At 35.8% G+C, this 12370-nt stretch carries 9 protein-coding genes and 1 pseudogene; 2 read left to right on the forward strand and 8 right to left on the reverse strand.

The genetic code is table 11. The features are described 5' to 3' along the window. Positions 1 to 54: 54 nt before the first annotated feature. Positions 55 to 941: pseudogene (locus TZ01_RS09465) on the reverse strand (DDE-type integrase/transposase/recombinase). 356 nt (positions 942 to 1297) lie between these two features. Here TZ01_RS09465 and TZ01_RS07940 point away from each other — a divergent pair. Together TZ01_RS07940 and TZ01_RS07945 are read left to right on the forward strand one after the other, a co-directional pair. After that, the gene (locus TZ01_RS07940; RefSeq protein WP_048102306.1) at positions 1298 to 2947 is read left to right on the forward strand and encodes an acyl-CoA dehydrogenase family protein; all 1650 of its coding nucleotides are present in this window, start codon (positions 1298 to 1300) and stop codon (positions 2945 to 2947) included. A 4-nt stretch (positions 2948 to 2951) separates the two neighbouring features. Continuing rightward, a complete protein-coding gene (locus TZ01_RS07945) occupies positions 2952 to 4457 on the forward strand; it encodes an AMP-binding protein (protein ID WP_048102307.1) in 1506 nt (501 codons plus the stop codon). Positions 4458 to 4478: 21 nt separating this feature from the next. On the opposite strand, the gene TZ01_RS07950 is transcribed toward TZ01_RS07945, so the two are convergent. From TZ01_RS07950 to TZ01_RS07980, 7 genes are all read right to left on the reverse strand, one after another. After that, positions 4479 to 5108: a hypothetical protein gene (locus TZ01_RS07950; protein ID WP_048102310.1), complete on the reverse strand. Its 630-nt coding sequence runs from the start codon at positions 5106 to 5108 to the stop codon at positions 4479 to 4481. A gap of 68 nt (positions 5109 to 5176) precedes the next feature. Next, positions 5177 to 6472 (reverse strand): TldD/PmbA family protein, encoded by a 1296-nt coding sequence (locus TZ01_RS07955; protein ID WP_052656863.1) that lies wholly within the window; start codon positions 6470 to 6472, stop codon positions 5177 to 5179. A gap of 5 nt (positions 6473 to 6477) precedes the next feature. Beyond that, positions 6478 to 7827 carry a TldD/PmbA family protein gene (locus TZ01_RS07960; RefSeq protein ID WP_231563449.1) on the reverse strand — a complete coding sequence of 450 codons (1350 nt, stop codon included), beginning with the start codon at positions 7825 to 7827 and terminating at the stop codon, positions 6478 to 6480. A gap of 34 nt (positions 7828 to 7861) precedes the next feature. Next, on the reverse strand, positions 7862 to 8941 hold the full coding sequence (locus tag TZ01_RS07965; protein ID WP_048102315.1) for a CBS domain-containing protein: 1080 nt from the start codon (positions 8939 to 8941) through the stop codon (positions 7862 to 7864). 4 nt (positions 8942 to 8945) lie between these two features. Continuing rightward, complete coding sequence (locus TZ01_RS07970; RefSeq protein ID WP_048102316.1) at positions 8946 to 10100, reverse strand: DegT/DnrJ/EryC1/StrS family aminotransferase; 1155 nt, start codon at positions 10098 to 10100, stop codon at positions 8946 to 8948. Positions 10101 to 10271: 171 nt separating this feature from the next. Further along, positions 10272 to 11537: a M20 family metallopeptidase gene (locus tag TZ01_RS07975; protein ID WP_048102317.1), complete on the reverse strand. Its 1266-nt coding sequence runs from the start codon at positions 11535 to 11537 to the stop codon at positions 10272 to 10274. 9 nt (positions 11538 to 11546) lie between these two features. Further along, complete coding sequence (locus TZ01_RS07980) at positions 11547 to 12341, reverse strand: SDR family NAD(P)-dependent oxidoreductase (protein WP_048102318.1); 795 nt, start codon at positions 12339 to 12341, stop codon at positions 11547 to 11549. Between the last annotated feature and the right edge of the window lie 29 nt (positions 12342 to 12370).

A 12370-nucleotide genomic window follows, 5' to 3' on the forward strand; every position in this document is an offset into this window, starting at 1 on the left:
TTTTTTAATTATCCTAAGGATTTGTGATATCCTGAAATGAGTTCCCTAATAAATTCATTGCTTTTCATATAACTTACCTCCCTTTTCTTCATATGCCATTGATGGTGTTACCACAGGCCTTTCATCCATACATAATGACATATGCCTTCTCTTATAATTATAATAATATACAACCTCATCCCATGTTGTAAAATAGGGTTTTAATGATTTAATTGTATAATTTAGCCTTTCTAATTTACCATTTGTTTGGGGATGATCTATTCCTGCCAGTATATGCTTTATATTATTATCATCCAAATACTGCTGGAACTTATTCTTATCTCCAGTAATACTGTTTTTACCATTGGAAAAGAATTGAGTTCCATGGTCTGTTATTATTTCTTTGGGTTTACCATATAGTTCTATTGCTTTTATTAATGTATTTATTGTATTATCAATTGTTTCCTCCTCATATACACCAAATCCTACAATAAATCGAGATGCATCATCCTCTATTATTATTAATTTCTCTTTTTTATTGTATTCAGACCAATCTATATGCCATAATGAATTAGAATATTCTCTTTCATACTTTACATACTTTCTCTGGTTCTTCTTATTTAAATCCTCATTTACCATACTGTATTTCAATAATATTTTGTATATAATGTTATGTGAGATTTTAATTCCATTTTTTTATTAGGTATTTCTCTATGACCAATGGACCTGATAATGGATAATTATACCTTATTTTTATTATTAAATTCTCTATATCTTTATCTATAATTTTGGTTTTTCTTCCTGTCTTGTATAATGTATTCTTTCCATATTTTAAATAATTGTAATATATTTTATTGATATACCTTGCTGAAACATTGTAAATAAATGCCAATTTAGTTGATGATTCTCCATTTTTTTTTCTGTTTTATTATATATTTTAATTTTTTATTGTTTAACTTCACCTTTTCTTTAATTCTCTTTTCTATATTATAATGTTTATATAGGAACTCAATTCGGGATATGATAATAAAACCAATTATAATCATTTTAAGTTTATCACGATTTTTGGAAAACAAAAACAAAAATTCCAGCCTCTCCAGTAATTCATTATTCATATATTGGTTTCATAATTCCACTGCATAACATCTGTTCTGCATTACTCAAATCATTATAAACATATAAAATATTTTTACCTATATTATTAATAATTTTAAATAATTTTAACCTGATTAAACATACCCTCTGTTTATTTTGATGTATCTGGTCTTACATTATTCTTTTTAAATATTTTTATATATCTATAAGCATTTAAATTATTATGGACGATACATACAGTCATATATCAAATATTTATGGGATGAACCATTATGAAATAGATAAGCCATTCCAGGAAATCCTTGAATTTTATGCTGGAAAAAGATTAAACCTTGACCGGCTGGGTTTATATGCCGGAAAGGAACTCTATGAAATTACAGATTATATAGATAAAATATCACCACCGGTACTTAAAATGTGGGGAATAGACGGTAATAGAATAGATAGCGTTCTTATAGATACCATGGAGAGGCAGGCCATTGAAAGGCTGATTAAGGACTTTGGCATTAATAAACCATATTTTCATGGAAATCCCATAATAGAACATTATGCAATGGGTTATCTTGTTGCAGATCCGGGAATATACTGCATCATAACACTTACACATCAAACCGCATATGCCCTGCACAAGTATGGCAATGGCGCCTTCAATGATTATGTTTCTGGCCTTGTTGGTGATTCAGATAATATAATGCTTGGTGCAACATGGTTTACCGAAATACAGGGAGGTAGCGATCTGGGTGCAAATCAAACAGTGGCGGAATCAAAAAATAATCTATGGTACCTTACCGGAGATAAATACTTTGCAAGCAATGCAGGCCTTGCCGATGTGTCATTAACATCTGCATTTCATGATGGAAACCATGGTGCAAAGGGGTTATCACTTTTTGTGCTGCCAAGAAGGAATGTTAATGGTGATCTAAATTACCATGTCAGGCGGCTCAAGGAAAAAAGCGCCACAAAGAGTGTGCCATCCGGTGAGGTTGAACTAAACAGATCTGAGGCCCAGATGCTTGGTGATGCAGGTCGCGGAATCTATTATATAACCGAAGACCTAATGGTTTCAAGGCTTGATAATGCTGCAGCGGCATGCGGAATAGCAAGAAAGGCTTATTTAGAGGCCTATTATTATTCAATGAGGAGAAAAACATTTGGATCACTTCTAATTGAACATCCTGGAATTAAAAGGGATTTGCTTGACATGGAGGTACTTTTGGAGGGTTCGATTGCACTGACATTTAAAACCATTGACCTCTTTAATAAATCGATAAAATCTGAACCACCATATGATGATGATTATAATTATACGAGGTTAATGACGCATATTGTAAAAAACATTACGGCAGAGTCATCTTCAATTATTACAGAGATGGCCACTGAACTTCATGGAGGTATAGGATTTTTGTCCGAGTTTCCAATAGAACGGTGGCACAGGGAGGCCTTAATAACACCCATATGGGAGGGTGCAAGCAACATACAGGCACTTGATATGATCGAGGCAATCCAGAGGAAGGAGGCACACATTAAAATGCTTCAGGACTTTAATAGAATGGTTAATGAAATTAAGGATGGCAGGGACATTGCCAGTTCATGCTATAGCATTATTAATGAATCCATTGACAGGATTTTATCCATGGATGATATGGAGTCACAGTTCCATGCAAAGTATTTAATGGATTTAATTGGCAATTCAATGGCCAGCATTCTTCTAATTTACATGGGCAATAAAACTGGGAATAATGATTTTATCACGGCCGGTAAGCTATATTTTAGAAGGTATGTGGAGAAAAAGGACTATGATAATGATGCGCTGCCATTATCTGATTCACTTATACATATAGAACGGCGTGAACGCCTGATTAAAAACAGGTGATAAAATGGCGTATGGTTATAACGTAATTAATATTTTAAAACGGGCCTACAGCCTGTTTCCAGAGCACAAGGTAATAGGAGAAAAAACAGTCACATACCGGGAACTGTACAGTAATGTATTAAAAATATCCACATCCATGAATGAAATGGGCATATCCAAGGGGACGGTATTTGCGGTGGCAGATTACAATTCTCTTGAATTTTTGGAACTTTTATATGCTGCTGCAATGACCGGATCCATAATTTATCCTGTTAATATTAAGCTTCCATGGAATATGGTTATGGAAACTATTAGAGAGTCAGGGGCAAGGTATATATTTGCCTCAGAGGATTTCATTAATGCAGGCATTGGAAGGGAGATGCCAAAAGACCACATTATTTCTATTGGTCCGGATCAAAATTATAAAAATTTTGATGATCTTTTGATTACTGATACATCATATGAAAGGGAAATATCTGGTAATGAGGATTATTCAATACTTTTTACCTCAGGAACAACTGGAAAACCCAAGGAGGTTTTATATACCAGCGAAAAGGCTGTAAACGGTGCCATGAGCATACTTTACCAGCTTGGCATGTTTCCATCCCCCGCATCACTGAACCATAATGATACGATTCTTTCATTAATACCGTTTTACCACATATGGTCCTGGGGTTCAGCATTTCATGCTGCATACCTTGGGTCCAGCTATGTTTTAACAGGAAAATATAGCCCTGACAATGTTATTTCCATGATAAAGAGAAATAAGGTTACGTGGATCAATGCTGTACCAACAATGGTTTATGATCTCATATCCCATGATGTTAATGATGATTTAAATGGAATCAAGATGCTTATAGGTGGATCACCGGTAAGCAACGGCATTGCCAGCAGGCTCAGGGCAAAAAACATAAAATTTTCCACCATTTATGGTGGGACAGATATGCTTGCAGCATCAATATCACTGGGCAATGATGGTGATTTGGAATCATTGCGTTCCATTACGCATCCTGTTCCAATGGTTGAGGCGTCTGTAAGGGACAGCTCCGGCAAGATACTTGAAAACAATACCATGGGTGAACTCTGGATAAGTTCCCCATGGCTTCCGGGAAAATATCTGAATATAAAGGAGCAGAATCCATATAATGGTGGATGGTTTAAAACAGGTGACGTTGCCATGATAACTAACAGTGGTGGCATAAAAATACTGGACAGGCTTAAGGACGTAATAAAGAGCGGAGGGGAATGGATACCAACATCAATTCTTGAATCAATAATATCTGAATTTCCTGGAATTGATATATGTGCTGTAACCTCCATTAATGATGAGAAATGGGGAGAAAGACCTGTGGCATGGATTAAGGCTTCAGGGGAAATAGATCTTGATAAACTTAGGGAATTTATGGATTTAAGAGTTGACTCAGGTGATATAAAAAAATGGTGGATACCGGTAAGTTTCAGGATAATCAAAGAAATGCCAATGACCAGTGTCGGAAAGATTGACAAGGCAAAATTAAGAACAATGGTGTAAAAATTTATCCACAAATAATATTTATTTAAAGCCTATCCATAGGAGCAGTATCCCTATGAATTCAGCATAGTAAAGAAATACAGGTATTGCCGCTATGTAAAGTGTTCCGGCAATGCTTACAACAATGACCCCGGCAATTATGCTCAGGAGTTTTATGTTTCTGGATTTTTTATAGCTTAATGCCGCTATTAAAATGATGAAAAACGCTGCCGGAAAACTTACAAACGATGAGGAAACCACAACCATCAATGGGAGTGGACCAAAAACAATATGGTGTATTATAATTTTCCCAACCGGATATATTATCAGTGTAATAAGCAAAAATATGGATGCAAGTCCTGTATATAAATAATAATAATTAAGGTATTTTTTATTCCCAAAGAGTGCAAATGACCCCATGGCAAGGAAATCAACAAGTATTGCAACCAGAAACAGGTATAGATCTATTAAAAATCTGGAGAATATCCCCGCAGCCATTAAAAGCTCAAGGAATACTGAAACAACAAAGACAAGAAGGCCCAGCCCCCAGTACAAAAGGTGCAGGCCATGATTTTTCTGATATTTCATAAAAATAACTGCGGTAAGGCCGGCTGTCAGAAGCAGGATGATAATAACGGATATTTCCACAAATGCCCTTGATGTAATAAGCATAAAACTAGGATTGTTTATTGCTATAAAACTTTATTTGCAAATTATTTAGGTATTTCAATTTAAGAAAATTAAAACCCTTTTGTAATGTTAACATCCTCAGCAAGAACATAGGGCATGATTGATGGCGATATCTCATCCCACCATTTTACATACTTTTCCTCAGATGAAACCTTTTTAATATTTTTAAGTATATTGGGTATTGAATCACTTATCCTTATTCCACCCATGGCCTTGCTAATTTTTCCATTGTTTATAAGAAATACACCGTCCCTTGGTACTGTTGAGAATATTCCATTTTCCTCGTCCTGGAATCTTGTGTACCATGCATTATTTATAAATATTCCATGGTCAACAGAATTAATTATATCATCAAATTTATTATTCCCACCATGCATGTGCAGCTGCCATGCATGTGGATATATTATCCCGGCATTTCCTGTGGTTTTTGTGCCGGCCTCCATGGCAGTGGAATATGAATGCAGGTATGTTTTAAGTGTACCATTTTTTATTATTTCAAGATTCTTTGTCAGTGTGCCCTCATCATCAACAGGATTGAAACCAATGCCATTTATATTCGCGGGCTCATCGCTTAGATTAACATAACCTGAGGCCACATTTTTGTCCAGCATATTCTTAAAAGGGCTGCTTCCTGATTCTATGTTAAAAAATGAAAAAAAGCCTGAGCTGTATGAAAGAAGATTTCCAATTACATTTGGGGACATTATAACATCATATTTCCCCTCAGGAATATCCAGATTATCATATTGTGACTGCAGTGGAAGAACTGCAGCATTTACCATGCTGTAGGGATCAATATTTTTAATTGAACCGGGGCCAAAATGATAGTTCTCCTGGCCTGATAAATTTCCCTTAAAGGACCTCAAAACAATCTCCATTCCGGGCCTTGAAAATTTTTCATCATTGTAAGGTGTTTTAACATGAACCGTTTCATATGATTGATAAATTACACCTGCAGACCTTTCAGCACCGTTTTTTAATGATGCGTCTATGAGCTGCTGTGAAATATCGTATATGTCCCTCCTTTCAAAGTTTGTTATTTCCATATTATAATCATTTTTCTCAGGATTAATACCATTATATGAAATGTAATCAGGGCTTATTGACAGCATCCTTTTTATTCTGTCTATTATATAATCATAGTTTAGGTTAATTGCATTAAATGATGCCTCTGCTATTTTCTTTCCCCTGGATGCAAATATCTTTATTCCTGAATCAAACCACCTGTTAAATATGTCCATGGTGTTATTTGAAAACCTCAATTCCTCGGTATCATCTCTTAATTCAATTATTGAATACTCATCACAGATTTCGGCAAGTCTTTTTGATATATATAAAATATCCATGGGAATCACTTTATATACATATTCCTGAGCCTTGCATGGGGTCCTCCCATCCAGACATCAACACCCTGCTCGGGGTCTCCCTTTCCGCATATGCCGGCACTGAATTTTAAATCATTTCCTACTGCATCCATGGATGTATAAAATTTTACTGTGTTTGTTTCTATCACAGGCCTTCTAACCTGTTCCATAATTTTGCCGTTCTTTATTATATATGCCTCCCTGCCAACATATTTTTCATTAAATCTTATATCGTCTATATTCCATTCGGTATAATTTTTTATGTATATTCCATTCCTTATATCCTCTATTAATTCATCGAATGTATAATCCCCAGGCTCAAGATAGGTTGTGCTCATTCTTGCAAGTGGCTCCATATCCCAGTCTGAGGACCTGCCACCGCCATTTGACTTTGAATTGTTTAATCCCGCACTTTCCCTGTTTAAAATAAATTCTGATGTGTACCCGTTTTTATACAAATACCTTTTTTTGGCCCTAATTCCCTCATCATCATATTTATAATAGCCGAAGCTTTTTGCAACATTGGGATCATCTATGATATTCACTGCACTGCTTCCTATTTTTAGAGGATAATTATCAGGCCTTATAAATGATTCGCCTGCCTGTGCGGACTCCCTTCCTGAAATACGGTCATATTCCATGGGATGGCCGGCAGACTCATGTGCGGCTATACCGCTTATATCCGGCCCTATTACAACATCGTACTTGCCTGGCTCCGGCCTGTGGGACCTTATTGCACCCTGAATTGACTTAATATCCTTTTTTATTATATCTTCCAGATTTAGTTCAAGTAGATTCTCATATCCGCCGGTATAGCCAAATTCATTATATGTCTCCTCAAATGACCCTGAATCGTAGACTCCAGCATTGTATACATAGTATATCCTTGAGTATTCTGAATTAATCTCTGTTCCTGATGAATTAATATAAAATTGTTTTATTTGCCTATCATGAAGGGCGTTCATTCTTAGGCTGGCACCGGCATTATCCATTAAGGCATCTGCTGATTTTAAAATATCAATTTTTTCAGAATCCGGGAAATCTGTAACTGCTTTTTTTCCATTTTCCCTCCATGCATCCCTTGTGCCACCACCCTGGTCAATTTTGTTCTTTCCCTTTAATCTGGATTTTTTTATTACAGCATCAAGTTTATCCCTTATGGCATCAAAATTGTCATCATTAAAAAACCCCATGGATATTGATCCGTTTTGAACCCTTACAGCATATCCAGAATCCTCAGAAAGGCCGGACCCTGTATACTTGCCATTATTATAATGGTAATAATTCTCACTGGATTGTATAAATCTTACCTCACAGTATTCGGATTGCCTTTCCAAATAACTTAAAATTTTATCTGCAAATTCCATAAAATCATTTTTCTTTTATTGTTGATTCATAATTTTTTAAAATTCTGCTTATGCATTTTCCGTAATTGTAGTCAGCGTCATCCCTTTCCATTGTCATCTTTGGCGTGATTAATTTTGTTCTAACAGAGTATTTTCCCCTGCCCTCTGTTTTGTATTTCCTAATGTTGAATATTAATTTACCTGTGTTTCCAATTATCCTGCACACATTTTTAATGAACTTGTCTGCCATAAAATATGTTATATCATATAGATCGCGGTCATCCTGGTCAAGGCCAGAAACCTCTATAAAGAAACCCTCCTCTGATCCGGTTTCAATTATATTGATTATATCAGATATGCCTATGATCCCTGTAACCTTCATGTTTTTATCCACAACCGGAACTATATGAAGGCCATTTTTAAGAAGTACATTTACAGTATCAAGCACATTTGAATCCTCATCAACATAAACCGGTGAATCCATAAGTGATGACACAACAACCTCAACCTTTGATTTTCCCGATGTGTATTCACCATAGGTGATTTTTTCCTTATCCATAACTGCGTAATTGATTATTTCCCTGGCCCTTAAGATGCCGGTAAGCTTTCCATTTTTTGTTACAGGTATTTCATACTCGTCCAGCTGCCTTATTCTATCTGCCGCAACCTCGATATCCTCGTTTTCCTCAACGGTTACAACGTCCGAATTCATTATTTCGAAATTTTTTATATTTTTTGCATTTGATATTATTTGTTCAAGATTTTTTATAATATCTGTTCTTGTTATTATGCCCTTAAGAATGCCCTTTTCAACAACGGGTATTGAATTAAGCCCGCTCTCCTTTATTAACCTTACAGCCTCTATTACATCAGCCTTTTCCCCAACAACAGGGGTATTGATTGAAAAATTATAAACCTTGGAATTTGTCTTAATGCTTCCCCTTCTAAGTATATTTTTATAGGTTAGCATTGCCACATATTTTTTATTATCCACTATTGGAAGCTGCTGGATGTCATTTGTATTCATTTTTGAAATTGCCTCAGAAACTGTCGCATCCTTTTCAATTGTCACAAGATCCCTTGTCATTAATTCCTCAACCTGCATTTTATCACCAGTATTTTAAACTCATTTTATCTATTATATTGTTAATTTCATTCGACATATTTAATTTATTGGATATTCCATAAAAAATGTCTGATATTAAATCCATGCAGCTTATATTATATCTTGTTATTTCCTGTGTACCAACCCTGCCAACCCTGTCTATTATAATTTTGCTTTTTTCCATTTCCTCTGAAAAAGTTATAAAATTAAAACCATTGATTTTTAAATAATTTTCATTTAATATTATCTGGTGTGTTTCTGTATCCTCCGTGCCGGGCTGGATCATGTCTCCATTTTTTGCCATGCTGTGTGCCAGGTTCCTGGTGTTTTTAACAACATTGCCGGCATATTCCTGACCAAATTTAAGCATCTCTTCCACTGCAATGGAAAGGCCGGCAAATCTTGATAAATTAAAATTATCGAATGTTTTAAAAATTGAATTTTCCTCTATTTTATCAAATAATTTATTATCATTGGTCATTATTATCCCACCCTGCGGCCCAAAGAATGTTTTATGTGTAGAACCATACAAAATATCTGAATATTTCATTGCATCATCCTGAAATGCGCCACCTGCAATAAGCCCAAGTACGTGTGATGCATCATATAGTAATTTTATTTCATATTTATCACATATTTCTCTTATTCTTTTAAGGTCATAATGCCTAATAAAAACAGACTGGCCCAGTATAATTGCATCCGGTTTTTCACTGGATGCCACATTTTCCAGTCCATCATAATTTATTTTATAGCCCTCCATTGGTACTGGAACAGATTTAAAGTTCAGTATGCGGTCAAGATTTCCGCCAAAATATCCAGGATATCCGCCATTATCTTCAGGTATTGCCATGATCTTTCTTTTATTTAAAATGGAAAGTATAGATATTTCTGCAGCAATGTGCCCTGATAGTGGCCTGGCCTCGGCATATTCAGATTTAAACAGTTTTTTTATATTTTCATGGGTTTCCGTATAAATTTCCTCCATGTATCTTGTTCCACCGTATATATTATCACCGTTTATTTCCAATGAATATCTGGATCCAAGGTCTGATGACATTGCGAGTTTCACGTTTGGGCTCAGCATATTTTCAGATGCCTGCATATTTATAACAGAATTCCGGTATGCATTATGTCTCATAATAAGGTCCAATACAGACATAGGACATTATTCCAACATTTTATAAATATTATTTTAAAATTAAATTGAACTTGAAGTTATTTCATATAAACCATATTTGTAATTAACGTGATATTATCATAATCAAGGAATGGTTAAATTTTATTTTATACAATTTTTATATTACCATAAAACGATTTTTTAAAAATAATTTTAATAATTGTATGCCATTGAATATATTCCCGATGCCAGTGTTATAATGCCCTGCCTTAAATCCTCAAGGGAAATCTTCTCGTCATTCATGTGTGATTCCTCAAGTATGCCAGGGCCATAATTAAGCGACGGAATTCCATAATGATTTGTAAACCTCATGTCAAATGTTCCCGGTGATAGTACCAGTGATGGCTTTTTTCCATTTGCCATTTCAAAACCCTTTATAAATAGTTTATAATATTTGCCATCTTTGTCCTCCAGAATTGAGTCAGTTATATAATGTTCCTTTATTTCAATGTCATATCGTGAGCTTCTTCCAAAGCTTTTTATCAATTCATATAATTTATCCCTTTCATCATTAAGGTTTTCTTCAGGTATTAACCTTCTGTAAACTGAAAACTCACATTCATCTGCAATTGTATTTGCCCATGTACCGCATCTTAAATAGCCAATTGCCATACCAGGTTTTTTTGAACCCTCTGGTATAATATTATATTTTGAAATTCTTGACATCTCAAGGTCCCTTGAATATTTATTTAAAAGTGTTATCAGATCAACTGCACCTGAAATTGCATCCTTGCCCAGATATGCCATTGACCCATGGCTTTTCCTGCCAAAGACCTTCACTGTGATAAATATTGCGCCACGGTGACCATAGCATATGTTATCCACGCCCAGTGGCTCTGTAAATATAACAAAATCTGTATTTTCCCGGGAGATTATTTTGGATTCCATTAAATAATACATTCCTGCATTTTTGTTGCCAACTGTTTCCTCGTCAGGCACTGCTGTTTGCATGATGCTTATTTTATCAAATATCTGCCCAACTGTATTTTCCAAGAGCTTAATGGCATAAATTTGCATTGCCAGACCACCTTTCATATCACTTGACCCCCTGCCATAAAGATATGAGTTGCTTATTAAAGGCTTGAATGGATCGGTTTTCCATCCTGTTCCGGCAGGAACAACATCGTAATGGCCATTCAGGGTAATTTTGAGTTTTCCATTTCCCTTAAGACCAATAACTGATGGCCTTGGGCCTGTTCCAAACTGGCACAACTCTGGAAGCCGGTTTTCTGGGACCTCAATAATTTTTGAACTGTACCCCTCTGAGTTCAATTTTTCTGAAAAAAGCTTTGCAAATTCCTCATAATTAGATCCCGGAGGATTTTCTGTGGGTATTTCAACCATTTGCCCAAGAAAATTTACAGCATCATCCATTATGTTATCTGCATTATTTTTAAGTCTTGATATTACATCTTCCATGATTATTACCTATAATTTTGGCTCGAATCTTCCATCTATGGCAGTCCAGCCCCCATCGACAAATATTACCGTGCCATCTATAAATGATGCTGCAGGCATGGTCAGGAACACTGCCGGGCCTGCTATTTCATCAACGGATGCCCATCTATTAAGTGCACTTCTCTCACTGTACGCCCTGTACCAGTCCGGATCCTTTTTTATCTGCTGTGTCAATGGTGTGTCCACAACCCCGGGTGCTATGGCATTAACCCTTATGTTATTTTTCCCAACCTCGGAGCAGAGGCCCCTGACAAGCTGTACAAGGCCGGCCTTGGTGGCAGCGTATGCTGACTGTCCGGGCTCAACAACAATGCTTCTTATTGATGAGAGAACCACAATGCTCCCCGCAACGTTTTTACCGATCATTGATTTCGCAATCTCCCGCATGGCCATGAAATTGCCCTTTAAATTAAGGTTTATAACTGTTTGAAACTCATCGTCTGCATAATCCAGGAACTTTTTTCTTATATTTATTCCGGGTGTAATAAAGCCTGCATCTATTTTTCCAAATTTTTTTTCTGTTCTTTCAACAAGGTCATGTATGCTTTCACCAGACCTTATATCAACAGGCATAAATTCAACCTTTTTATTTTCGCCAATTAATTTTTTTGCCTCCCCAGAAAGCCTGTTTATGTCATAATCGGCCATCATGACATTCCCGCCAAGAGCTGAGTAAAGACGGGATATTGCAAGGCCAATACCGCTAGCGGCGCCGATGACAAGTGCTGTATTACCGCTTACACTGAAAAGTTTGTTATCATCCATAAAAATACCTCTGTAAAAATAATGATAAT

This window comes from Acidiplasma sp. MBA-1, from assembly GCF_000949015.1.
GTDB classification, from domain to species: domain Archaea; phylum Thermoplasmatota; class Thermoplasmata; order Thermoplasmatales; family Thermoplasmataceae; genus Acidiplasma; species Acidiplasma aeolicum.